The sequence below is a fragment of the Citrobacter sp. Ce119 genome, from assembly GCF_030334525.1.
Taxonomy (GTDB): Bacteria; Pseudomonadota; Gammaproteobacteria; order Enterobacterales; family Enterobacteriaceae; genus Citrobacter; species Citrobacter europaeus.
On record NZ_JAOWDR010000060.1, the window covers coordinates 338,119 to 364,099 of the forward strand.

Below are 25,981 nucleotides of genomic sequence, written 5' to 3' on the forward strand. Positions count from 1 at the left end.
AGGACGCCACCGGGCAACAGAGTTAACCTAACGCTTTGGCAAGCAGGGTGATGGGATGTTCGCAACGCTTACTGGTAGACATCTCAATCTGCCATTTACAGGTTTCGCAGTCGGTGACGACGATATCAGCGCCGCTTTCTTCAATCTGGCGGAATAACGGTGCGCCAATGGATTGCGATGTCGGGTAGTTTTCCTTTTTAAAGCCGTATGTCCCGGCAATCCCGCAGCACTGCGAGTCCAGCACCGTTAGTTCCAGACCTGGAATTTGCCGTAGCAGTTCCAGCGTGTAGAGCGTCCAGCCCATTTTCTCCATGTGGCATGGCGTGTGATAGACCACCTTCAGCGGCAGCGTTTTCAACGGTAGCGTTTTGCCTTCATCCAGCTTGCGCCACAGCCAGCGGGTTGCCAGTTCAATGTGCTCGCGCAGGCCTGAGTTATCGACATCCAGCACTTCCGGATATTCATCACGCAGCGCAAAGGTGCAGGTGGATGAGGTGGCGATCACCGGAATGCCCTTGCCATCAATCGCTTCCCTAAGCGAAGCCACGTTGCTCACCGCCTGCTTACGCGCTTTATCGGTAAAGCCGTTGGCAATCAGCGGCACGCCGCAGCATTTCTCTTTGCTCAGCAGTTGCACCCCGGTTCCCATCGCGTTCAACACCTTGATCAGATCTTTGCCGAGCTGGGGATGGTTGTAATTCACAAAACAGCCATGGAAAAAGGCGACTTGATCCGGATACTGCGCCTGCTGTGCGGCAACGCTGCGATACCAGCGGCGGAAAGTACCAAAGGAGTACTTCGGCAGCGTACGGCGATGATCGATTTTTAGCGCGTAATCCAGCAGCTGACGCACCGGTTTTAGCGAGGTGGCGGTATTCACTATCGGGGCGAAGGGGGTGGATACGCTACCCATCAAATCGGTATGGCTCAGGACAAAGTTACGTAACGACGGACGTGTAGTGTCGTATTTGGCGCGCGCGCGCTGGATGATATCGCCAATTTTCACGTCTGACGGGCAAGCTACTTCACAACGCTTACAGTTAATGCAGTATTTCAGCGCATCGTCATATAACGCGCCATCTTTCAGGCGCAGACGCTCACCGTCCGGGCCGGCCTGTTTAGGACCAGGGTAGTTCGGATTGACGCGACTTACCGGGCAGGCCGTGGTGCACACCGTGCATTTGATACAACTTTCAAAACGTGTGTCGCTCATTGCTGGCCTCCTGCACGTTTCGCAATATGATGTGCGGCATGTAAAGCGCTGACAGCGCACACGCCGCCTCCGCAACCCTGGGCGATAGGGTCGAATCCGCCGAGAACGGAACCGATGGCATACATGTTCTCTATCGTTTTTCCTGCCAGCGACGGGCGCAGCGTAGCATCGGTTGTGACGCCAAACTGTTGCCATGGTTGTGGGTCGAAGACGTCACGCTGATACCACTCGGCGCGGGTGGCGGTTTGCTGTACATCCAGCCCGAGGATCGGTTCATAGATAGCCTCACGCGTGGCGACCAGTCCACTGCTGAAGAAGCTGCCGCTGGCGAGCACGGCGAAGCGTGGTCGCAAAGGAATATCGGCATGATTACGGGTCCAGATTTCGCTGACCACGCCATCCTGACAGGTGATTTTCTTCACTTCATCACCCGGCATCCAGACGCCGCCCTGACGCACAAACTTGCGCTGCAATTTGTTGTGTAAACGCATACCCAGAACCGAAGGCGGTAGTGTCGGTAGCAGCGACAGCGAGCAGGGGAGGCGCTCGTTAAGCCACTGCCAGAGTCGTTCATCTGCCAGACCGAAGCAGGCTGGCATGATTATCATGTCGCAGGTTTTTGCGACCGGTAATAAAGCGTCATAGAGTAGTGACCATTTATCTTCGTTATCCAGCAGGCGCGCTATATTGACGGCGCGAAACTCGGTTGGGTTATCACGCAGGACGTCCAGCTCAGGCAGGTCGATTTCTGCCGTCTCGACGCTGAGATTGCGTTGACGCAGTGAGGCCGCGGCCAGATGCGCCTGGAAATCCAGTAAGCCGCTAATACCTACCACGCAGATACGCTGCGCGGGCAGCGGCCAGACCGGAACTTCCGGGGAACTTAACCAGGTTGAGCGCAGTGTTCCCAGCGGGGTTACGCGTTGATGTGACTGATGTACCTTGCCCTGCAAATGGGTCCCGCATTCTTCCAGCAGATTTTGCGCCTGCTGGGCCAGTTCCAGAACGTTGTGGGTTCCGATGGTGCTATACGGATGCGCTGGTGCCTGAGTGCGCAGCGCATTCAGGCCCGCTTCTATATCGGTCACCGGTTGGCCATCGGGTAAGTTACTGAGCAAATCCAGTGAGCCGGAGGAAAAATGCAGGGCACTTTGGCCGCGCGTGACAATCGTGCAGCGTAAACCGCTTTTTTGCAGTTGCAGGCCGCACAGCAGTCCGGCCAGACCGCCGCCGATAATGACGGTATCAAATTTCATCCTGGTGCTCCTTTTCCAGACCGCACAATCCCTGATAGACCCAGCGCGTGAATTCGCTTTCGCGCAGCGCATCTCCCCAGGCGATAGGCTGCACGCCTTTCCAGCGCTCGTTGAGGAAATCGGAAAGCTGGGTGATAGATTGCGCGGCGGTGGTGACATTAAAACGTTGCAGCAAACCTGCGGCGCGACAGGCACATAATTCGCCCTGGCAGGTCCCCATTCCAACACGGGTACGGCGACGCAAATCCAGCAGACTGTTGACGGTTAAATTTTCGACGGCGTATTGCACTTCGCCTGCAGTGACCGCTTCGCATTCACAGACCAGGCTGCGGTGTTGACGACCTTCACTAAGCCACGCAGGGGTGCGATCGCCGTGGCGGTAGACCGCCGAGCCGCGCAGTGGTGCGGGCAACGAGATCACGCGTTTAAGCGTATGCTCGGTAGAATCCTGTGAGCCAGGCAGCGCGGTGTCTGCCGTTGTACAAGGTTGGGTATTACCCAGCTTACGGCAAACCGCATCGGTAGCCCATTCCGCCATCAGGCGGTAGGTCATCAGTTTGCCGCCGGTAATGGTGATAAATCCGTCCAGTCCGTCACGCTCTGCATGATCGAACAGCACAATTCCGCGGCTGACGTTACGTCCACTTGGATCGTCGTCACTGGCCACCAGCGGACGCACACCTGAGTAGGCGCGTAAAATGCGCGTTTTCGCCATAATCGGCGCCAGTTTCTCACCTTCACGCAGCAGAATATCGACCTCTTCTGCGGTGACGCGGTTGCTGTCTATATCGTCGTAATCAATGTGCTGCGAGGTAGTACCGATTAGCGAAATGGTATCACCGGGCACCAGAATATCGGCGTCAGACGGCTTACGGCAGCGGTTGATGACATGCTGGTTAATACGATGATCCATAATCAGCAGTGAACCTTTGGCCGGAAACATACGGATGCTCAGATCGGCATATTCCGCGATGCGCTGGCCCCAGATCCCGGCGGCGTTGACCACTACTGGCGCATGCAGGGACTGCATCTCACCCGTAAGATGGTTACGCACGTTAACGCCGCAAACCGTTGCCCCTTCGCGAATCAGTCCCGTCACTTCATGCGCCGTTAAGATAACCGCGCCATGCTCACGCGCATCCAGCATGTTGGCGGCGGTTAAGCGGAAAGGGTCAACCGTGCCGTCCGGCACTTTTACCGCACCAATCAGCTGTGGGTTAACGGAGGGTTCAATAATGCGGGCCTGCTGAGGGTCGATCGCTTCTGCGCGAATACCGGCCTCTTCACAGGCGCTAATAAAGGTAGCCTGAAAGGAGAGCTCATCCTCCGGCAGGGTAATAAACAGACCGTCCGTCGGCTCAACGCAATGACGGGCGATACGTTTCAGAATTTGGTTTTCGCTGATGCACTCACGGGCAGATTCAGCATCGGTGACGGCGTAGCGCGCACCGCTGTGCAGCAGGCCGTGGTTACGTCCGGTCGCCCCTGTGGCGATATCGTGGCGCTCCACTAAGATGACGCGCAACCCGCGCAGCGCACAATCACGTGCGATCCCTGCACCAGTTGCTCCTCCACCAATGATAATCACGTCACTTGTTTGCGAGTCGCGAGTTTTCATTGTTTTTCCTCACAGTTCGTTTTTTATCATTTAGCCACATAAAAAACATGGATTGTTTGATTTCGCGCATAATCGCTCATTATTCGAAAATGAAACGTGATTTCATGCGCTTTTATGAACATTTGTCATAAATCTGTAACAATATGTGCTGCGTTTCACATTTTTGTTATGTATCTTTCCTTAACATCGCGGCCACACTGGGAGCGGTAGGGTAGTAATGACGAACTGCAGTGTTTACTTCGAATGAAAGACGGCCACGGAGGCTACACTATGTTGAGCATTTTTAAACCAGCGTCACACACGGCGCGTTTGCCTGCAGCGGAGATCGACCCGACATATCGTCGATTACGTTGGCAGATTTTTCTGGGGATATTTTTTGGTTATGCCGCGTACTATCTGGTACGTAAGAACTTTGCCCTTGCGATGCCGTATCTGGTTGAGCAAGGCTTTTCGCGTGGCGATCTGGGTTTTGCCTTGTCCGGTATCTCCATTGCTTATGGATTTTCGAAATTCATCATGGGATCCGTCTCGGATCGCTCGAATCCGCGCGTTTTCCTGCCAGCGGGTCTGATACTGGCCGCCGCTGTGATGTTGTTCATGGGCTTTGTGCCGTGGGCGACGTCGAGCATTGCGATTATGTTTGTGCTGCTGTTCCTCTGCGGATGGTTCCAGGGAATGGGGTGGCCGCCGTGTGGTCGTACCATGGTGCACTGGTGGTCGCAGAAAGAGCGTGGGGGCATAGTTTCCGTCTGGAACTGTGCGCACAACGTGGGCGGCGGTCTGCCTCCTCTGTTGTTCCTGCTGGGTATGGCCTGGTTTAATGACTGGAAAGCGGCACTGTACATGCCTGCTTTCGGTGCGATCGTCGTCGCGCTGTTTGCTTTTGCTCTGATGCGTGACACGCCGCAATCCTGTGGCCTGCCGCCTATCGAAGAGTACAAGAACGACTACCCGGACGATTACAACGAGAAAGCGGAAGAAGAGCTGACTGCGAAGCAGATCTTCATGCAATACGTACTGCCGAACAAACTGTTGTGGTACATCGCTATCGCCAACGTGTTTGTTTATCTGCTGCGCTACGGCATCCTCGACTGGTCACCGACCTATCTGAAAGAAGTGAAGCATTTCGCACTGGATAAATCTTCCTGGGCCTACTTCCTGTATGAATATGCGGGTATTCCGGGCACGCTGCTGTGTGGCTGGATGTCGGATAAAGTCTTCCGTGGCAACCGTGGTGCGACCGGCGTGTTCTTTATGACGCTGGTGACGATTGCGACCATCGTTTACTGGATGAACCCGGCAGGAAATCCGAACGTTGATATGGCTTGTATGATTATCATCGGCTTCCTGATCTACGGCCCGGTCATGCTGATTGGTCTGCACGCGCTGGAACTGGCGCCGAAAAAAGCGGCGGGTACGGCGGCAGGCTTCACCGGACTGTTCGGTTATCTCGGCGGTTCTGTGGCGGCGAGCGCCATTGTCGGCTACACCGTTGACTTCTTCGGTTGGGACGGCGGCTTTATGGTGATGATTGGCGGTAGCGTGCTGGCGGTAATTCTGCTGGTGGTCGTTATGATTGGCGAAAAACGTCATCACGAAGAGATGTTACTGAAGCGTAACGGGGGCTAATAGATGAAAACCACATTGAAAAGTCTCAGCGTGGCGCTAATGCTGGCAGGTATGGTGGTTAGCAGCGCAGCGGTTGCCGCTGATAAAATCGTGATTGCGCACCGTGGCGCCAGCGGTTATCTACCGGAGCATACGCTGCCTGCGAAAGCGATGGCCTATGCTCAGGGCGCAGATTACCTGGAACAGGATTTGGTGATGACCAAGGACGACCATCTGGTCGTCCTGCATGACCACTATCTTGACCGCGTCACCGATGTTGCCGAGCGTTTCCCGGATCGCGCGCGTAAAGACGGGCGTTATTACGCTATCGACTTTACGCTGGATGAGATTAAATCGCTGAAATTTACCGAAGGTTTTGATATCGAAAATGGCAAAAAGGTCCAGACCTACCCAGGGCGTTTCCCGATGGGTAAATCTGACTTCCGCGTACACACTTTCGAAGAAGAGATTGAGTTTGTTCAGGGATTAAATCATTCAACCGGTAAAAACATCGGTATTTATCCGGAAATGAAAGCACCGTGGTTCCATCATCAGGAAGGGAAGGACATTGCGGCTAAAACGCTGGAAGTACTGAAAAAGTACGGGTATACCGACAAGAACGACAAGGTCTATCTGCAGTGTTTTGATGTCGCAGAGTTAAAGCGCATTAAGAATGAGCTGGAACCGAAGATGGGGATGGATCTCAATCTGGTACAGTTGATTGCGTACACTGACTGGAATGAAACACAGGAGAAAAAGCCGGACGGCAGTTGGGTTAATTACAACTACGACTGGATGTTTAAACCGGGTGCCATGAAGCAGGTTGCGCAGTATGCGGACGGCATTGGGCCGGACTACCACATGCTGGTTGATGAGAAGTCGAAGAAAGGCAATATCTTGTTAACTGGCATGGTACAGGATGCGCATCAGAACAAGATGGTGGTGCATCCTTATACCGTTCGTGCCGATCAGCTACCGGATTACACTACTGACGTAAACCAGCTGTATGACATTATGTATAACAAGGCGGGCGTTGACGGGCTGTTCACCGACTTCCCCGACAAAGCAGTGAAGTTCCTGAATAAAGAGTAATGGCACAAGGCCTGTGACGCACCTCCGGTCACGGGCCTTATAGGATGAAACGTTATAAACCGCTAGATAAGGCCGTCTGCTGTCAACGTTTTCATACTTGCCTGCAGGAGAAATAAAGAGCTGCCGTTCACCGGCGGCTCTTTTGTCAGTAACGATTTTTCCCCACGATGCGCTACATTTCTATTTCAATATCGCCGTTTGCCCGACAGCAGCAGGGCAAAATTTCACCTGGTTGAATGAAGGCCAGAGGTTCGGCAATCCAGTCGATCTGTCCCGCTACCAGGCGGGTACGACAGGAGCCGCAATAACCTGCACGGCACTGATATTCTACTTCGACATTGTGCGATTCGAGCGCAGCAAGCAGGGAAGGGTGTTCATCCTGGCACAGCAACTGTGTGCCAGAGATGCGCAGAGTAACGCGGCCCATCAGAGCTGGAAGTTACTCAGATCGTCAGTATCAACTTCCGAGTCAATCTGCCCAACCAGATAGGAGCTGACTTCCACTTCCTGCGGCGCAACCTGCACGTTATCAGACACCAGCCAAGTGTTGATCCATGGGATTGGGTTAGAGCGCGTCTGGAACGGCAAATCGAGCCCGACAGCCTGCATACGAATGTTGGTGATGTACTCAACGTACTGGCACAGGATATCTTTGTTCAGGCCAATCATTGAGCCGTCACGGAACAGATAATCTGCCCACTCTTTTTCCTGCAGCGCGGCCTGGACGAACAGGTCGTAGCACTCTTGTTTGCACTCTTCGGCAATTTCCGCCATTTCCGGATCGTCCACGCCGCTGCGCAGCAGATTCAGCATATGCTGGGTACCGGTCAGGTGCAGCGCTTCATCACGGGCGATCAGACGAATAATTTTCGCGTTGCCTTCCATCAGTTCACGTTCAGCGAAGGCGAAGGAGCAGGCGAAGCTGACGTAGAAGCGAATGGCTTCCAGCGCGTTAACGCTCATCAGGCACAGGTACAGCTTCTTCTTCAGCTCACGCAGGTTAACGACAACCGTTTTACCGTTGACCGTATGTGTGCCAACGCCCAGCAAATGCCAGTAGCTGGTCATCTCGATCAATTCGTCGTAGTAGCTGGAAATGCCTTCCGCGCGTTTCTGGATCTGTTCGTTGGTGACGATATCGTCAAACACCACCGCCGGATCGTTCACAATGTTACGAATAATATGAGTATAAGAACGGGAGTGGATCGTCTCAGAAAACGCCCACGTTTCCACCCAGGTTTCCAGCTCAGGGATCGAGATTAACGGCAGCAGCGCTACGTTTGGGCTGCGTCCCTGAATGGAGTCCAGCAGCGTCTGATACTTAAGGTTGCTGATGAAGATATGCTTTTCATGTTCCGGCAGCGCCTGGAAGTCGATGCGATCGCGAGAAACATCGACCTCTTCCGGACGCCAGAAGAAAGAGAGCTGCTTTTCGATCAGCTTTTCGAAGATGTCATATTTTTGCTGATCGTAGCGGGCGACGTTCACCGGCTGGCCGAAGAACATCGGCTCCAGAAGTTGGTTATTTTTCGTCTGTGAAAAAGTGGTGTATGCCATTGATGTGAATCCTTTGTGGGATGAGCGCCGGATGCGGTATAAAAACCTTATCCGGCCTACAAACCGTGCAATCGTAGGCCGGGTAAGCGTAGCGCCACCCGGCAACATTCATCAGATCTTACATGCGCCGCTTTCGCAGCCGTCGTCCTGAATGGACGGCACCAGATCGTCCTGAGAATCTTCCGCACCGTCACGGGTGTTCTGATAATACAGCGTTTTAACACCAAATTTGTAGGCGGTGAGCAGGTCTTTCAGCAACTGCTGCATCGGCACTTTTCCGGACGGGAAACGTGACGGATCGTAGTTGGTGTTGGCGGAAATCGACTGATCGATAAATTTCTGCATGATACCTACCAGCTGCAGATAGCCGTCGTTGTTTGGCATTTCCCACAGCAGTTCGTACGCGTCGTGCAGGTGTTCGTAGTCCGGCACGACCTGGCGCAGAATACCGTCTTTCGACGCTTTGATGCTCACGTAGCCGCGCGGCGGTTCAATACCGTTGGTGGCGTTGGAGATCTGCGAAGAGGTCTCGGACGGCATCAGCGCAGACAGCGTGGAGTTACGCAGACCGTGCGTCTTGATGGATTCACGCAGCTGTTCCCAGTCCAGATGCAGCGGCTCGTTGGCAATAGCATCGAGATCCTTTTTATAGGTATCGATCGGCAGAATGCCCTGGGAGTAAGTTGTTTCGTTAAACCACGGGCACGCGCCTTGCTCTTTTGCCAGCTCGTTAGAGGCTTTCAGCAGGTAATACTGAATGGCTTCAAAGGTTTTGTGAGTCAGGTTGTTCGCGCTGCCGTCAGAATAACGCTTACCGTTTTTCGCCAGCCAGTAGGCGTAGTTGATCACGCCAATACCCAGCGTACGACGGCCCATCGCGCCGCGTTTGGCGGCAGGAATTGGATAGTCCTGGTAATCGAGCAGCGCATCCAGCGCGCGCACCGCCAGTACGGCCAGCTCTTCCAGCTCGTCCAGGCTATTGATAGCGCCGAGGTTAAATGCGGACAGCGTACACAGCGCAATTTCGCCGTTTTCGTCGTTAACGTCGGTCAGCGGTTTGGTCGGCAGGGCGATTTCCAGGCACAGGTTTGACTGGCGCACCGGCGCGACAACCGGATCAAACGGGCTGTGGGTGTTGCAGTGGTCAACGTTCTGGATGTAGATGCGGCCGGTAGAGGCACGTTCCTGCATCATCAGGGAGAACAGTTCGACTGCTTTCACGCGTTGCTTGCGAATGCTGTCGTCGTTTTCATATTTGGTGTACAGACGTTCAAACTCGTCCTGGTCGGCGAAGAACGCATCATACAGGCCCGGGACGTCGGACGGGCTGAACAGCGTGATATCGCCGCCTTTCAGCAGACGGGTGTACATCAGTTTGTTGATCTGTACGCCGTAGTCCATGTGACGCACGCGGTTGCCTTCAACGCCACGGTTGTTTTTCAGGACCAGCAGGCTTTCAACTTCCAGGTGCCACATTGGGTAAAACAGCGTGGCTGCACCGCCACGTACGCCACCCTGGGAACAGGATTTCACCGCAGTCTGGAAGTGCTTGTAGAACGGAATACAGCCGGTGTGGAACGCTTCACCGCCGCGGATCGGGCTGCCCAGTGCGCGGATGCGACCGGCGTTGATACCGATACCGGCGCGCTGAGAAACGTATTTCACAATCGCGCTGGAGGTGGCGTTGATGGAATCCAGGCTGTCGCCGCACTCGATCAGCACGCAGGAGCTGAACTGACGAGTAGGGGTGCGCACGCCGGACATAATCGGCGTAGGCAGCGAAATTTTAAACGTAGAAACGGCGTCGTAGAAACGTTTTACATATTGCAGACGTGTTTCGCGTGGATAGTTAGAGAACAGGCAGGCCGCTACCAGTATGTAGAGGAACTGCGCGCTTTCATAAATCTCACCGGTAACACGGTTTTGTACCAGGTATTTGCCTTCTAACTGCTTTACCGCCGCGTAGGAGAAGGTCATATCCCGGTCGTGTACGATGAACGAGTCCATCTGCTTGAACTCTTCTTCCGTGTAGTCTTCCAGCAGATGATTGTCGTATTTGCCCATTTCAACCATTTTCACGACATGGTCGAACAGTTTCGGCGGTTCAAACTCGCCGTAGGCTTTTTTGCGCAGATGGAAAATTGCCAGGCGAGCAGCCAGGTACTGATAATCTGGCGCTTCGCGGGAGATCAGATCGGCGGCAGCTTTAATGATCGTTTCATGGATATCGGAGGTCTTGATACCGTCATAAAACTGAATGTGGGAGCGCAGCTCGACCTGAGAAATCGATACGTTATTCAGTCCTTCTGCCGCCCAATCCAGAACTCGGTGGATTTTGTCGAGATTGATGCGCTCTGTACTACCATCACGCTTTGTCACCAGCAGACTCTGATTCATGTGGTTTTTTACCTGTCCGTGAAAGAAAAAATATCCCCCATATTATCCACAAAGTCATGTTGTGACTAAGTCTGTGGATAAATACTATATGTAGGGGTTGTTTGATAAAGTAGACGCTATATGGTGAGTATTCTAGTAGGGATTCTTTTCAGTACAAGAGTTGATTTTGAGGTTAAATTGAGGTTGCAAAAGGGTAATAATCGCTAAGTGCGCGTCTTATAAGGCCTGGCGAGGATGTCAATAATTGAGAAAAAAAATAGAAAATTTGATCGAGTGCTGATTTCTTCATCTAAGGCGAAGAAAGTTCTTATGATCTGGCACAGGATTTGTAAGCCTGATAAGCGGAGCGTCATCAGGCATTGTTCGCGTGAGCATGCCGGATAGCGGCGTTGACGCCTTATCCGGCCTACAGGAGAGGTTAATCAACCCTGGCGGTAGTGTGCACCATATAATTCACATCAACCCCTGGGCCGAGTTTAAAGCTGTTGGTGATCGGGTTGTAGTGCAGGCCGGTCATATGACGCTCTTTCAGCACGGTCTGGTCAACCCACTCCAACAGTTCAGCGGGCTTAATGAATTTTTTCACATCATGGGTGCCTTTTGGCACCATACGCAAAACATATTCCGCTCCAACTACGGCCATCAGCCAGGATTTGCCGTTACGATTAAGCGTGGAGAAAAACACTTCGCCGCCCGGTTTGACCAGTCTGGCGCAGGCCCTGACCACCGACTGCGGGTCCGGCACGTGTTCTAACATTTCCATGCAGGTCACAACGTCGTACTGATGCGCATGTTTTTCCGCGTGTTCTTCAACGGTTTCTTGTACGTATTCCACCTGGATGCCGCTCTCCAGCGCATGAAGTTTTGCTACCTGTAACGGTTCAAAACCCATGTCCAGCCCGGTGACGGTTGCGCCTTCGCGCGCCATGCTTTCCGCCAGAATGCCGCCGCCGCAGCCGACGTCGAGTACCTTTTTACCAAACAGGCCGCCTGAGCGCTCAGTAATATAGCCCAGACGCAGTGGGTTAATACGGTGCAGTGGCTTAAATTCACCCTCAAGATCCCACCAGCGTGACGCGACTGCTTCAAACTTGGCAATTTCTTCATGGTCAACGTTGTGAGTTACCGGGGGTTTTTCGGCATTCATTGGGGCTTCTACTCCTAAATTTGCGATGCAAATGAGTATATCAGCCTGGCGGGATGAATAAAGCCTCTGTCTGGGGGAATCCATTTACCTGAATCTGTGCGAATGTGTTATAATTTGCGACCTTTGAATCCGGGATACAGTAGAGGGATAGCGGTTAGATGAGCGACCTTGCGAGAGAAATTACACCGGTCAACATTGAGGAAGAGCTGAAGAGCTCGTATCTGGATTATGCGATGTCGGTCATTGTTGGCCGTGCGCTGCCAGACGTCCGAGATGGCCTGAAGCCGGTTCACCGTCGCGTACTTTACGCCATGAACGTATTGGGCAACGACTGGAATAAAGCCTATAAAAAATCTGCCCGTGTCGTTGGTGACGTAATCGGTAAATACCACCCTCATGGTGATACCGCCGTTTACGACACCATTGTTCGTATGGCGCAGCCATTCTCCTTGCGTTACATGCTGGTAGATGGTCAGGGTAACTTTGGTTCTGTCGATGGCGACTCCGCAGCGGCGATGCGTTATACGGAAATCCGTATGTCGAAAATCGCCCATGAGCTGATGGCTGACCTGGAAAAAGAAACGGTTGATTTCGTCGATAACTACGACGGCACCGAACAAATTCCTGACGTCATGCCGACCAAAATTCCTAACCTGCTGGTGAACGGTTCGTCCGGTATCGCGGTAGGTATGGCAACCAACATTCCGCCGCACAACCTGACGGAAGTGATCAACGGCTGTCTGGCATACATTGACGATGAAGACATCAGCATTGAAGGGCTGATGGAACATATTCCGGGTCCGGACTTCCCGACCGCCGCGATCATCAATGGTCGTCGTGGTATCGAAGAAGCCTACCGTACCGGCCGTGGCAAAGTGTACATTCGCGCACGCGCAGAAGTCGAAGCGGATGCCAAAACTGGCCGCGAAACCATCATCGTCCATGAAATTCCGTATCAGGTGAACAAAGCGCGCCTGATCGAGAAAATCGCCGAGCTGGTAAAAGACAAACGCGTTGAAGGTATCAGCGCGCTGCGTGACGAGTCTGACAAAGACGGTATGCGCATCGTGATTGAAGTGAAACGCGACGCGGTCGGGGAAGTGGTTCTGAACAACCTTTACTCCCAGACTCAACTGCAGGTTTCCTTCGGTATCAACATGGTTGCTCTGCACCATGGTCAGCCGAAGATCATGAACCTGAAAGATATTATCGCCGCGTTCGTACGTCACCGCCGTGAAGTCGTAACCCGCCGTACTATCTTTGAACTGCGTAAAGCTCGCGACCGTGCACACATTCTTGAAGCACTGGCGATTGCGCTGGCGAACATCGATCCGATCATCGAACTGATCCGCCGAGCGCCGACTCCGGCAGAAGCGAAAGCAGCGCTGGTCGCGCGTTCGTGGGAGCTGGGCAACGTTTCTGCCATGCTGGAACGTGCCGGTGATGACGCCGCGCGTCCTGAGTGGCTGGAGCCGGAATTTGGCGTGCGTGATGGTCAGTACTACCTGACTGAACAGCAGGCCCAGGCGATTCTGGATTTGCGTCTGCAGAAACTGACTGGCCTTGAGCATGAAAAACTGCTCGACGAATACAAAGAGCTGCTGGAGCAGATCGCTGAACTGCTGCACATTTTGGGCAGCGCCGATCGTCTGATGGAAGTTATCCGTGAAGAGATGGAGCTGATTCGCGAGCAGTTCGGCGACGAACGTCGTACCGAAATCACCGCGAACAGTGCTGACATCAACATCGAAGATCTGATTAGCCAGGAAGATGTTGTCGTGACCTTGTCTCATCAGGGTTACGTGAAATATCAGCCGTTAACCGATTACGAAGCGCAGCGTCGTGGCGGTAAAGGCAAATCTGCAGCACGTATTAAAGAAGAAGACTTTATCGACCGCCTGCTGGTGGCTAACACCCATGATACGATCCTCTGCTTCTCCAGCCGTGGTCGTTTGTACTGGATGAAGGTTTATCAGCTGCCGGAAGCGAGCCGTGGAGCGCGTGGACGTCCAATCGTCAACCTGCTGCCGCTGGAAGCGAACGAGCGTATCACCGCAATTCTGCCGGTACGCGAGTACGAAGAGGGTGTTAACGTCTTCATGGCAACCGCCAGCGGTACCGTGAAGAAAACGGCGCTGACCGAGTTCAGCCGTCCGCGTTCTGCCGGTATCATTGCGGTTAACCTGAACGAAGGCGACGAACTGATTGGCGTTGACCTGACGTCCGGTAGTGACGAAGTCATGCTGTTCTCTGCCGCGGGTAAAGTTGTGCGCTTTAAAGAAGATGCCGTTCGTGCAATGGGTCGTACCGCGACCGGCGTACGTGGTATCAAACTGGCGGAAAGCGACAGCGTGGTATCGCTGATCGTTCCACGCGGTGAAGGCGCAATTCTGACCGTTACCCAGAACGGCTACGGTAAACGTACGGCGGCGGAAGAGTATCCGACCAAGTCTCGTGCGACCCAGGGCGTTATCTCCATCAAAGTCACCGAGCGCAACGGTTCCGTTGTTGGCGCAGTGCAGGTTGAAGATACCGACCAGATCATGATGATCACCGATGCAGGTACGCTGGTGCGTACTCGCGTGTCGGAAATCAGCGTAGTAGGGCGTAATACCCAGGGTGTTATCCTCATCCGTACTGCGGAAGATGAAAACGTAGTGGGTCTGCAACGCGTGGCTGAACCTGTTGATGATGAAGAGCTCGACTCCATCGACGGCAGTGCTGCTGAAGGGGACGAGGATATCGCGCCTGAAGCGGAAAGCGATGACGATGCAGCGGACGACGCTGAAGAGTAATTGAGATGTTATAAGGGGGCCGGAGAAATCCGGCCCTTTTTTTAATGGCATTGCGACAAAAGACATTTACCGCTACCTTAACCACACTCTATTAATGCCCTGAGGCGGAGCTTCGCCCCTTTGAAATACCTTGCTTCCGTTCATTCAACGCTAAAAGTCTCACGCTACCTGTTCAGGGCCCTGGCGCTCCTGATCTGGTTTTTAATTGCGTTCGCTTCCGTTTTCTACATCGTGAATGCGCTGCACCAGAGAGAATCTGAGATCCATCAGGAGCTTAACCTCAGCTCCGATCAGGCCCAACGTTACATTCAGCGCACCTCTGATGTAATTAAAGAGCTGAAATATATCGCTGAGAATCGTTTAACGGCGGAAAACGGCGTGATGTCGTTGCGGTCGCGGGATGATAAAACCGTTGTGCCAAACTTTGAGCCGCTGTTTGCCGACTCCGACTGCTCGGTGATGGGCAACGCCTGGCGGGGATCGCTGGAATCGCTGGCGTGGTTTATGCGCTACTGGCGCGACAACTTTTCCGCCGCCTATGATTTGAATCGCGTGTTCCTGATCGGCAGCGACAACCTTTGTATGGCTAATTTCGGCCTGCGTGATATGCCGGTTGAACGTGACGAGGCGCTGAAGGCGCTACACGAGCGCATTATTAAGTATCGCAATGCTACGCAAGACGAAAACGGCAACAACTTGTTCTGGATCAGCCAGGGGCCGCGTCCGGGCGTGGGGTATTTCTATGCGCTGACGCCGGTTTATCTCGCCAATCGTCTGCAAGCGCTGCTCGGCGTCGAACAACCTATTCGAATGGAAAACTTCTTCACGCCTGGCAGTTTGCCAATGGGCGTGACCATTCTTGATGAAAATGGTCATGCGCTCATTTCGCTCACCGGCCCTGAGGGTAATATTAAGGCTGAACCACGCTGGATGCAGGAGCGCTCCTGGTTTGGTTATACCCCAGGTTTTCGCGATCTGGTGTTGAAGAAAAACCTGCCCCCTTCATCGCTGAGCATTGTGTATTCCGTTCCGGTCGACCTGGTGCTGGAGCGGATCCGCATGATGATCCTGAACGCGATCCTACTGAATGTGCTGGTTGGTGCGGCGTTATTTATGCTCACGCGTATGTATGAGCGACGTATTTTTATTCCGGCGGAAAGCGATGCTCAGCGCCTGGAAGAGCACGAGCAGTTTAACCGTAAAATCGTGGCTTCCGCGCCGGTTGGCATTTGTATTCTGCGTACGATAGATGGCATTAACATCCTGAGTAATGAGCTGGCGCACACCTATCTCAACATGCTGACGCATGAAGACCGGCAGCGGTTGACGCAAATTATCTGCGGCCAGCAGGTCAATTTTGTCGATGTACTGACCAGTAACAATACCAATCTGCAAATCAGCTTTGTGCACTCGCGCTATCGTAATGAAAACGTAGCGATTTGCGTGCTGGTTGACGTCAGCGCGCGCGTAAAAATGGAAGAGTCGTTGCAGGAGATGGCGCAGGCGGCGGAGCAGGCGAGCCAGTCCAAATCGATGTTCCTTGCGACGGTGAGCCACGAGCTGCGTACGCCGCTGTACGGTATTATCGGTAACCTCGATTTGTTGCAAACCAAAGAGTTACCCAACGGGGTGGATCGCCTGGTGACGGCGATGAACAACTCTTCCAGCCTGCTGTTGAAAATTATCAGCGATATTCTCGATTTCTCGAAAATTGAATCTGAACAGCTGAAGATTGAACCGCGCGAGTTTTCACCGCGTGAAGTCATGAATCATATTACGGCTAACTATCTGCCGCTGGTGGTCCGCAAGCAACTGGGCTTGTACTGCTTTATCGACCCAAATGTACCGGTGGCGCTCAATGGCGACCCGATGCGTTTACAGCAGGTAATTTCCAATCTGTTGAGTAATGCTATCAAGTTTACCGATACCGGCTGCATTGTGCTGCACGTGCAGTGTAACGGCGACTATCTCAGTATTCGCGTACGTGATACCGGAGTCGGGATCCCTGCCAAAGAGGTCGTCCGGTTGTTCGATCCTTTCTTCCAGGTGGGAACCGGCGTCCAGCGTAATTTCCAGGGAACCGGGCTTGGTTTGGCTATCTGTGAAAAACTGATCAGCATGATGGATGGAGACATTTCCGTCGATTCTGAACCGGGAATGGGGAGTCAGTTTATGCTGCGTATTCCGCTTTATGGCGCGCAGTATCCACTGAATAAAGGTATCGATGGGCTTGTCAGCAAGCGTTGCTGGCTGGCGGTGCGTAACGCGTCGCTGTATCAGTTTGTTGAATCCAGCCTGACGCGTAACGGGATGACAGTGCTGCGTTATGAGGGGCAACAACCGGATGCGGATGACCTGCTAATTGCTGACGATGTGCTGGACCAGGCATGGCAGGGACGCGCCGCGGTGATTTTCTGCCGCCGTCATATCGGTATTCCACTGGAAAGAGTGCCTGGGGAGTGGGTGCACAGCGTGGCATCACCTCACGAGCTGCCTGCGCTGCTGGCGCATATCTACAGCGTTGAGCTGAACAGTGAAGAGCTTTCCACTGCACTACCAGCCCCGGATAAAGTAGGGGCAACGAACGATGACATGATGATTCTGGTGGTCGACGATCATCCGATCAATCGACGTTTACTGGCCGATCAGTTGGGATCGTTGGGATACCAGTGTAAAACCGCGAATGACGGCGTGGATGCACTCAATGTACTGAGTAAAAACCATATCGACATCGTACTGAGCGACGTCAACATGCCGAACATGGATGGTTATCGCCTGACGCAGCGTATTCGCCAGCTAGGGTTAACGCTGCCGGTTGTCGGCGTGACGGCCAACGCGCTGGCCGAAGAGAAGCAGCGTTGTCTTGAGTCAGGTATGGATAGCTGTCTGTCTAAGCCAGTGACGTTGGACGTATTGAAGCAAACGCTGACCGTCTATGCGGAAAGGGTGAGGAAGGCGCGGGAATAACAGATGCCGGATGGCGGCGTTTGCCTTATCCGGCCTACGGAACACGCACCACGCAGTGTCATTCGTAGGCCTGATAAACGGCGTGCCATCAGGCACTTTTGTGCTAAAAGAATTACTCTTTGTCTGAGGGACTCAGCGTTACGGAAGAGAGGTAATTCAACAGTGCGATATCGTTTTCCACACCGAGTTTCATCATTGCCGACTTTTTCTGGCTGCTGATGGTTTTAATACTGCGGTTGAGTTTTTTCGCGATTTCAGTAACCAGGAAACCTTCGGCAAACAGACGCAGAACTTCACTCTCTTTCGGAGACAGACGTTTGTCACCGTAGCCGCTGGCGCTGATTTTTTCCAGCAGACGAGAAACGCTTTCCGGGGTGAATTTCTTACCTTTCTGCAGAGCGGCAAGCGCTTTTGGCAGATCGGTTGGCGCACCTTGCTTCAGGACAATCCCTTCAATATCAAGATCCAGTACCGCGCTCAGGATTGCCGGGTTATTGTTCATCGTCAGAACGATAATCGACAGGCTCGGGAAATGGCGCTTGATATACTTAATTAACGTGATCCCGTCACCGTATTTATCTCCCGGCATGGAGAGGTCGGTAATCAACACATGAGCATCTAACTTAGGCAAATTGTTGATCAGTGCAGTGGAGTCTTCAAATTCGCCGACAACGTTTACCCACTCGATTTGCTCAAGTGATTTACGAATACCGAACAGTACAATCGGGTGGTCATCGGCAATAATTACGTTCATAGTGTTCATGTATTGGGCTACCTTGCTACAGCAAGCTCTTGACGTAATCGTCAATGTCGCTGATGTATTTTTCTATACCTGGAGCATCTTTCTCTTGAATAAGATGTTCCAGCGCTTCACATAACTGCTTGCCGGGTACCAGATTAAGCATGGCAAACACGCCTTTCAGGCGATGGGCCGTTTGGGCTAACGCAGCGAAATCGCTGGTTGCTGCCTCAGTATACAACCTCTTAACATCATCCGGTACTGTGTCTACAAAGAGTGCATAGTAACCACTGGCATGAAGTTCGGCGTTTTCATCTCCGCCGAGGGGGAGTTCCTGGATCTCTTCTTGTGCCAGCTGCTCTTCTATCAGCTCGAGGACAGCTTCCTGCATAGCATTGCTCAAATTAAAGTTGACGCGCAGCTGGCCAGGGCCAATTTTCCGCACGCCAGACTCATCATCGCTTAAAAGAAGGCCTGAGGCAGTAAGATTAGACGGATTATCTGTTAAAAAGAGATCATATTCTTGACTATTCAACCGTTCATCTGGCGTGATGCAGGTTGCGCCCCAGTTCTCCAGCTGACGTAATACAATGCTGCGTACGTCATTAGAAGTGACATCAACCATTATGCAGACGTCATCTAACAAACGTTCTTCACTTTCAGCATGTTGATCGTGCAGCGGCATTTTAACATGGACTATATAACGTGTTCCAAGTTCTTCCCGCGCTTTAATGTTCAGGTGTCCGCCCAGCTTGCGGGCGAGCTGATCGCATAACCAGAACGCCAGCGGGTTGGCCTTGCCATATCGATCGCCCTGCGTGTCATTGATGAACGGGAAATGCAGGTTATCGACTTCATTCAACGTGACGCCTTCTCCGGTATCCAGAATGCGGAAGGTCAGGCGTTCAGCCTCCGACTCATCCTGGTCGACTTCCAGCGTGATTTTGCCGATTTGCGTGGTGGTTACCGCATATTGGATTAACAGCAGCAAAATACGGCGCAGGGCATCACGGTCGCCGCGGCGTTCATCATGGGCGCTCAGGTGATTTTTAATCAGCAGTTGCAGCCCTTTACGTTTGATAGCGGGCAGAACCTCAGGAACCACATCATCAATTAACGCCTGCACGGAAAATAGCGTCGATTCCCCTTTCCAGGCGTCGCTTTCCAGCAGGTTGGCCAACTGGATTTCATCTACCATACGCACCAGAACGTCTGCCTGATTTGCCAGTTTCTGGCTGTCAGGGCTATTAAGGGCGGCGGCATTAGCGGCCAGGGTTTTAGCCGGGTCTTTCAGTGCGCTGCCGATATTCTGCATAAAGGCGGCGCGGGCCTGCTGGTTTTTCTCATACAGTCGCTGCGCTTGCTTCAGCTTTTTATTCACCAGCACTTCTCGATCCTGGTCACGAATAATAAAGATCTGCGTTCTTGATGAGATCTGACTGCGAAATAGCCTGATTTCATACAGTTCATTATTGATGGTGGCCTGAATCACCCCCTGATGCTGCTCCGCCATGCTGGTAATGTTTTGCAGATTTAAATGCGGCAGCAGGTGGTCGGCAATTTTATTGCTGATAACCGTGCGGTTTGCTTCTTGATCGTGCACCAGCAAGCCCAGCGGCAGCAGAGAGACAATCTCTTCGTTGATCGCGCGCAGAACGCGCAATTCATTATTGGCCGCAAGGTTTGGCGCCACTTCGGTGGAACGGGCAGGGAGGTGGCGAAAGGTGGTATAGCCAAACAGCGCCAGGGCCAGCAACGCAATGTTAAGCAACAGCGGTAGCAAAATGCTTTGCAATGTATCGAGCAGCAATGAACCAAACGGAACCTGCCACACCAGGCGCATATCCGTTGAATTTAGTGCCGAAGAGATCTCAATTTTACTGTTGTTGAAATTAATGCTGACGCTGTCAGGCGACTCTTTTTCATTCAGGTGCTCGGTCGTGGACGTGGCGTCAGGTTCGAGATGGAAGCTATCCAGCGGCATGCCGGGCGGGATCAAGTCATTAATCGGCAGGTCAAAGGCGACAACCGTTGCCAGATGTCCTGGTTGATTAAAGGTCGTGCGTAGCGTGAAGTAATGCCCGTTCTGCCAGGCCAGCCGGCGCAGTGAAGAGAAGCTTTCGCGTTCATCCAGCGCATTGGCCTGCTGTAGCATTTCCGCGCGCCGTGAATCGACAATATTACCAATTGTCGATTCTTTAAATCCGGAAGTCAGATCTTTTAGCGGCAACGTTGAGATAAGGATCAGACTATTGTCCTGGCCATTCAGGTAATACATAGACCACGGAACATTTTCCGCGCCCCATAGCGTATCCAGATAGCTTGAGATGCGTTGGGTCATCTCCAGCGTCGAACTATCATGCGAGCCGAAAATCAGCGCCTCGGTCTTTCTACGCGGCTTCTCAAGATAGTAGACGTCTTGTTTCAGACGCGTTTCCTGTAATCCTTCAGAGCCCGACGAACTGGCTGAGGCGGCAATATTGTCATAGATTTGCCAGGTCACGTATCGCCAGGTATCGACCCTTTTATGAATGGCGTGGGTGATATCAACAATCTGATAGCTCTTATCCTTTAACCAGGTGTTGACGGCGCTTTGGACCATAACGCCCATCATCACCAACAGCACAACGATCAGTAATAAGAAGAAACGGGTAATACTTCCCGGTAGCAGGGAGAATCGGGTAGAAGCCGTTGTGTCAGACTGACTCATTCGTGTTTATGACCTGTTAAACGACGCCAAAGATGAAGGGGCAGTATAAAGGGTAATGTATGAATTGCCACACTTACACCACGCCGCATGGCCCGCATTTTTCCGCCCCTCATTTTGTTGCAGCCATCATGATGCAAAGGTGTACAGTGGATAAAAGCGAGTACAAATATTTGTACGGAATGTATACATTTAGCATTAAATAACAAGAAATTATTAATCAGATTTATATCTGGATACGACTCTATGAGATAGTTAATAGTCGTTATGGTTTTTCATCGGTAGCACAGAACGGTAAGTTTTGTGTAAAGAAGAGTAAAAAAAAACCGAACGCGAAGCATTCGGTTGAAATAGGGGTAAACAGACATTCATGAATGAATGACGGTAATAAATAAAGTTAATGATGATAGCGAGTCTATTTTAGTTGCGAGTGAAGATTTTGTTTTGTCATTCAGTGCTATAACTAATTGCATTGTAACTTTCTGATTTTGAATTAAATTTCAATAATTCTTGATTATTTGTGCTTATTTTTCCTGTTTTTTGAATTTTAAAAAGTTCCCTCTTATTAACATTTAGAAACACCTATGTGGATAAATGAAACACCTTAAAAGTTTTAGTATCATATTCGTGTTGGATTATTCTGTGTTTTTGCGGAGAATGAAGTTGCCGACTGGTTAATGACCTTAATCAGTATGCAGTGGCATAAAAAAGCAATAAAGGCATATAACAGAGGGTTAATAACATGAAAGTTAAAGTACTGTCCCTCCTGGTACCAGCACTGCTGGTAGCAGGCGCAGCAAATGCGGCTGAAATTTATAACAAAGACGGCAACAAATTAGACCTGTACGGCAAAGTCGACGGTCTGCACTATTTCTCCGACAACAAAGGTGATGATGGTGACAAGACTTACATGCGTATCGGCTTCAAAGGCGAAACCCAGGTTAACGACCAACTGACCGGTTACGGCCAGTGGGAATACCAGATTCAAGGCAACCAGAGTGAATCCAGCAACGACGCCTGGACGCGTGTGGCATTCGCAGGTCTGAAATTCGCTGATGCAGGTTCTTTCGACTACGGTCGTAACTACGGTGTAACTTATGATGTAACGTCCTGGACCGACGTCCTGCCAGAATTCGGCGGTGATACCTACGGTGCGGACAACTTCATGCAGCAGCGTGGTAACGGTTATGCGACCTACCGTAACACAGATTTCTTTGGCCTGGTTGATGGTCTGAACTTTGCCCTGCAGTACCAGGGTAAAAATGGCAGCGTAAGCGGTGAAAACGAAGCTGGTCGTAGCCTGCTGACCCAGAATGGCGATGGTTACGGCGGCTCCCTGACTTACGATCTCGGCTCTGGCTTTGGTATTGGTGGTGCGATCACTACCTCTAAACGTACCGCTGATCAGAATGCTCTTGGCGTGTACGGTAACGGTGACCGTGCAACGGTTTATACCGGTGGTCTGAAATACGACGCTAACAACGTTTACCTGGCCGCACAGTACTCCCAGTCCTATAACGCAACCCGTTTCGGTACCTCTAACGGTAGCAACCGCACTGCTGCATATGGCTTCGCAGATAAAGCTCAGAACTTTGAAGTTGTGGCACAGTACCAGTTCGATTTCGGTCTGCGTCCTTCCGTGGCTTACCTGCAGTCAAAAGGCAAAGACATCAGCAATGGCTTCACCAACTACGGTGACCAGGATATCGTGAAATACGTTGATGTTGGCGCGACTTACTACTTCAACAAAAACATGTCTACCTATGTTGATTACAAAATCAATCTGCTGGATGACAATGCGTTTACCCAGGCAGCAGGTATTGCTACCGATGATATCGTAGCACTGGGTCTGGTTTACCAGTTCTAATCTGCGCTCATGTCGTTAAAAGGCCCTGCGGGGCCTTTTTTAATGCCGTTTTTTCGTCGTACAAACAACGATTTTTGGTGTACTCTTGCGCCCGTTCGCATGAGGATAATTACGTATGGAAGTGAATTTTTATCGCGCAGCGTTACTGGCTGTGACGATCTTTTTAGTCGGGTGCGATGAGGCCCCGAAACCCGCTCAGACCACGACACCTGCCACCGTTCTGGAAGGTAAAACGATGGGCACTTTCTGGCGGGTCAGTGCGGTGGGCGTAGATGCCAAACGCGTCGGGGAACTGCAGGCGAAGATCCAGACTCAGTTGGATGCCGACGATCAACTTCTCTCTACCTATAAAAATGATTCTGCGTTGATGCGCTTTAACCTGTCGACAAGCCTGTCGCCATGGCCGGTTAATGATGCCATGGCAGATATCGTGACTTCGGCGCTGCGCATTGGCGCAAAAACCGATGGGGCCATGGATATTACCGTGGGACCGTTGGTCAATCTGTGGGGATTTGGCCCGGATAAGCAACCGGTGCATATTCCCACTCAGGCGCAAATTGACGCAGCCAAAGCGCAAACCGGGCTTTCACATCTGAAGGTTGTTAATGAGGCTCATCGGAACTATCTGCAAAAAGATTTGCCCGAGTTGTATGTGGATCTCTCGACCGTTGGTGAAGGTTATGCCGCCGATCATCTGGCACGATTAATGGAGCAGGAAGGGATCGCCCGTTATCTGGTTTCCGTTGGCGGCGCGCTGAACAGCCGCGGTATGAATGCAGAAGGGAATCCGTGGCGAGTCGCGATTCAGAAGCCTACCGATCGTGAAAACGCGGTGCAGGCGATTGTCGACATTAACGGGCATGGCATTAGTACCTCCGGCAGCTACCGTAACTATTATGAGCTGGATGGTAAGCGCCTTTCCCATGTTATCGATCCTCAAACCGGTCGTCCGATTGAACACAACCTGGTGTCCGTGACGGTGATTGCCCCAACGGCGCTGGAGGCTGACGGCTGGGATACCGGATTGATGGTCCTCGGCCCGCAAAAGGCCAAAGAGGTGGTACGTCGTGAAGGTCTGGCGGTCTATATGATTATGAAAGAGGGTGAGGGGTTTAAAACCTGGATGTCGCCGCAGTTCAAAAGCTTTCTGGTCAGCGAGAAAAATTAAAAAGCAAGATTGCGGGTTTTTGTATCCGCCTATGGGGACACACTGAGGCTAAGCGCTATGCTTAACAAAGGAGTCCATAATGAAAAATCGTTTACGCGTAACTGATGATGACCGCTGGCAGTCCGTTTTGGCTCGTGACGCCGACGCTGACGGCCAGTTTGTTTTCGCCGTCCAGACCACCGGCATTTTCTGCCGTCCGTCCTGTCGGGCGAAACATGCGCTACGCAAAAATGTCAGTTTCTTTGCCGATGCCAGGCAGGCGCTGGCCGCCGGTTTTCGTCCCTGTAAACGTTGCCAGCCAGATAAAGACAGCGCACAGCAGCATCGGCTGGAGAAAATAGCCCGCGCCTGCCAGTTGCTGGAGCAGGAATCCCCCCTTACGCTGGACGAACTGGCGCGGCAGGTGGCAATGAGCCCCTATCACTTACATCGCTTGTTCAAAGCTACGACAGGCATGACCCCGAAAGCGTGGCAGCAGTCCTGGCGTGCCCGCCGTCTGCGCGATGCCCTGGCAAAAGGCGATCCGGTAACGCAGGCGATTCTCAACGCCGGATTCCCCGACAGCAGCAGCTACTACCGACGAGCGGATCAGGCGCTAGGCATGACCGCAAAACAATTTCGTAAAGGCGGCGACAACGTTTCTGTACGCTATACCCTTGCAAATTGCTCCCTGGGTCGTTGTCTGGTGGCGGAAAGCGAGCGGGGTATCTGTGCGATCTTACTTGGTGATGATGATACGGCGTTGGTTGCGGATCTGCATGAGCTGTTTCCCGCTGCGCAGGATGTTCCTGCAGATGCCGATTTTCAGCAGCGCGTGCGCGAAGTGATCGCCGCGATCAATTCGCGTGACGCGTCGCTATCGCTGCCCCTGGATATCCGGGGCACCGCATTTCAGCAGCAGGTGTGGCAGGCGCTGCGCACAATTCCATGCGGCGAAACGATGAGCTACCAACAACTGGCCAGCGCTATCGGTAAACCGAAGGCGGTACGCGCGGTGGCCAGTGCCTGTGGGGCCAACAAACTGGCGATTGTTATCCCGTGTCACCGGGTTATTCGCGGCGACGGGGCGCTTTCGGGCTACCGGTGGGGCATTGCGCGCAAAGCGCAGTTACTGCAACGTGAAACTACTGGCGAGGAAACATAATGCTCGATCTCTTTGCGGATGCTAAACCCTGGCAGGAGCCGCTGGCTTCAGGTGCGGTTATTCTGCGACGTTTCGCTTTTGATTCCGCGCCCCCTTTGCTGCAGGCGATAGCGGCTGTCGCCAGACAGTCGCCTTTTCGCCAGATGGTGACGCCCGGCGGTTACACGATGTCGGTGGCGATGACCAACTGTGGTCGTCTGGGGTGGACGACGGATCAGCATGGCTATCTTTATTCTCCGTTTGATCCACTCACCGGCGCGCACTGGCCGCCGCTGCCGGACGCATTTGCTGACCTGTGCCAACAGGCGGCGACGGCGGCGGGCTATGCTGATTTTCAACCCGATGCCTGCCTGATTAACCGCTACACGCCAGGGGCAAAACTGTCTTTACATCAGGATAAAGACGAGCCTGACCTGCGGGCGCCGATTGTCTCGGTGTCGCTGGGGCTGCCGGCCATCTTTCAATTTGGCGGATTGCGCCGTAATGATCCCTTAAAGCGTTTGCTGCTGGAACATGGCGATGTCGTGGTGTGGGGCGGTAATTCGCGGTTGTTTTATCATGGGATCCAGCCGCTTAAAACGGGGTATCATCCGTTGACCGGAGACTGTCGCTACAATCTGACGTTTCGCCAGGCGGGTAAAAAAGAATAAAAATAAGAATTATTATTGCTGTCAGCGAAGAGATGTTTAAACTGCGGGCTGTTATT

General features: G+C 52.5%; 17 protein-coding genes. 8 read left to right on the forward strand and 9 right to left on the reverse strand.

The features are described from left to right. Positions 1-22: 22 nt before the first annotated feature. Genes glpC through glpA form a run of 3 tightly spaced genes read right to left on the reverse strand, consistent with a single transcriptional unit; the run spans position 23 to position 4,087 of the window. Complete coding sequence (gene glpC / locus OGV80_RS21905; RefSeq protein ID WP_043017025.1) at positions 23-1,213, reverse strand: anaerobic glycerol-3-phosphate dehydrogenase subunit GlpC; 1,191 nt, start codon at positions 1,211-1,213, stop codon at positions 23-25. Further along, positions 1,210-2,469: a glycerol-3-phosphate dehydrogenase subunit GlpB gene (glpB, locus tag OGV80_RS21910; protein WP_200000936.1), complete on the reverse strand. Its 1,260-nt coding sequence runs from the start codon at positions 2,467-2,469 to the stop codon at positions 1,210-1,212. The genes glpC and glpB overlap by 4 nt, the downstream gene beginning before the upstream one ends. Beyond that, positions 2,459-4,087: an anaerobic glycerol-3-phosphate dehydrogenase subunit A gene (gene glpA / locus OGV80_RS21915; protein ID WP_286515756.1), complete on the reverse strand. Its 1,629-nt coding sequence runs from the start codon at positions 4,085-4,087 to the stop codon at positions 2,459-2,461. Before glpA ends, glpB begins: the two co-directional genes overlap by 11 nt. A 270-nt stretch (positions 4,088-4,357) precedes the next feature. Between glpA and glpT the strand changes: the two genes are divergently transcribed. Both glpT and glpQ read left to right on the forward strand, forming a co-directional pair. Then, on the forward strand, positions 4,358-5,716 hold the full coding sequence (glpT, locus tag OGV80_RS21920; protein WP_043017022.1) for a glycerol-3-phosphate transporter: 1,359 nt from the start codon (positions 4,358-4,360) through the stop codon (positions 5,714-5,716). A gap of 3 nt (positions 5,717-5,719) precedes the next feature. Next, on the forward strand, positions 5,720-6,787 hold the full coding sequence (glpQ, locus tag OGV80_RS21925; protein WP_286515757.1) for a glycerophosphodiester phosphodiesterase: 1,068 nt from the start codon (positions 5,720-5,722) through the stop codon (positions 6,785-6,787). 172 nt (positions 6,788-6,959) lie between these two features. Here glpQ and yfaE read toward each other — a convergent pair whose 3' ends face one another. From yfaE to ubiG, 4 genes are all read right to left on the reverse strand, one after another. Next, positions 6,960-7,214: a class I ribonucleotide reductase maintenance protein YfaE gene (gene yfaE, locus OGV80_RS21930; protein WP_087052501.1), complete on the reverse strand. Its 255-nt coding sequence runs from the start codon at positions 7,212-7,214 to the stop codon at positions 6,960-6,962. After that, positions 7,214-8,344, reverse strand: coding sequence for a class Ia ribonucleoside-diphosphate reductase subunit beta (nrdB, locus tag OGV80_RS21935; RefSeq protein ID WP_043017019.1), 1,131 nt, complete (start codon positions 8,342-8,344; stop codon positions 7,214-7,216). The genes yfaE and nrdB overlap by 1 nt, the downstream gene beginning before the upstream one ends. Positions 8,345-8,455: 111 nt before the next feature. Continuing rightward, complete coding sequence (gene nrdA, locus OGV80_RS21940) at positions 8,456-10,741, reverse strand: class 1a ribonucleoside-diphosphate reductase subunit alpha (protein WP_043017018.1); 2,286 nt, start codon at positions 10,739-10,741, stop codon at positions 8,456-8,458. Between the two features lie 418 nt (positions 10,742-11,159). Beyond that, the gene (gene ubiG / locus OGV80_RS21945) at positions 11,160-11,888 is read right to left on the reverse strand and encodes a bifunctional 2-polyprenyl-6-hydroxyphenol methylase/3-demethylubiquinol 3-O-methyltransferase UbiG (RefSeq protein ID WP_043017017.1); all 729 of its coding nucleotides are present in this window, start codon (positions 11,886-11,888) and stop codon (positions 11,160-11,162) included. Positions 11,889-12,046: 158 nt separating this feature from the next. Here ubiG and gyrA point away from each other — a divergent pair, with 158 nt between their 5' ends. Together gyrA and rcsC are read left to right on the forward strand one after the other, a co-directional pair. Continuing rightward, on the forward strand, positions 12,047-14,683 hold the full coding sequence (gyrA, locus tag OGV80_RS21950; RefSeq protein WP_047409857.1) for a DNA topoisomerase (ATP-hydrolyzing) subunit A: 2,637 nt from the start codon (positions 12,047-12,049) through the stop codon (positions 14,681-14,683). Positions 14,684-14,803: 120 nt separating this feature from the next. Continuing rightward, positions 14,804-17,650 carry a two-component system sensor histidine kinase RcsC gene (rcsC, locus tag OGV80_RS21955; RefSeq protein WP_199994362.1) on the forward strand — a complete coding sequence of 949 codons (2,847 nt, stop codon included), beginning with the start codon at positions 14,804-14,806 and terminating at the stop codon, positions 17,648-17,650. Between the two features lie 112 nt (positions 17,651-17,762). Here rcsC and rcsB read toward each other — a convergent pair whose 3' ends face one another. Then, a complete protein-coding gene (gene rcsB, locus OGV80_RS21960) occupies positions 17,763-18,413 on the reverse strand; it encodes a response regulator transcription factor RcsB (protein ID WP_003027592.1) in 651 nt (216 codons plus the stop codon). Between the two features lie 16 nt (positions 18,414-18,429). Then, on the reverse strand, positions 18,430-21,099 hold the full coding sequence (gene rcsD, locus OGV80_RS21965; protein ID WP_286515758.1) for a phosphotransferase RcsD: 2,670 nt from the start codon (positions 21,097-21,099) through the stop codon (positions 18,430-18,432). A 739-nt stretch (positions 21,100-21,838) separates the two neighbouring features. On the opposite strand from rcsD, the gene OGV80_RS21970 reads away from it, so the two are divergent. From OGV80_RS21970 to alkB, 4 genes are all read left to right on the forward strand, one after another. Further along, entirely contained in the window at positions 21,839-22,963 is a 1,125-nt protein-coding gene (locus OGV80_RS21970) for a porin OmpC (RefSeq protein ID WP_043017013.1), read from the forward strand. A 115-nt stretch (positions 22,964-23,078) separates the two neighbouring features. After that, the gene (gene apbE, locus OGV80_RS21975) at positions 23,079-24,131 is read left to right on the forward strand and encodes an FAD:protein FMN transferase ApbE (protein ID WP_043017012.1); all 1,053 of its coding nucleotides are present in this window, start codon (positions 23,079-23,081) and stop codon (positions 24,129-24,131) included. A gap of 79 nt (positions 24,132-24,210) precedes the next feature. Further along, positions 24,211-25,275, forward strand: a complete 1,065-nt coding sequence (gene ada, locus OGV80_RS21980) for a bifunctional DNA-binding transcriptional regulator/O6-methylguanine-DNA methyltransferase Ada (protein ID WP_286515759.1) — start codon at positions 24,211-24,213, stop codon at positions 25,273-25,275. Continuing rightward, on the forward strand, positions 25,275-25,925 hold the full coding sequence (alkB, locus tag OGV80_RS21985; RefSeq protein ID WP_043017010.1) for a DNA oxidative demethylase AlkB: 651 nt from the start codon (positions 25,275-25,277) through the stop codon (positions 25,923-25,925). The genes ada and alkB overlap by 1 nt, the downstream gene beginning before the upstream one ends. Positions 25,926-25,981 lie beyond the last annotated feature (56 nt).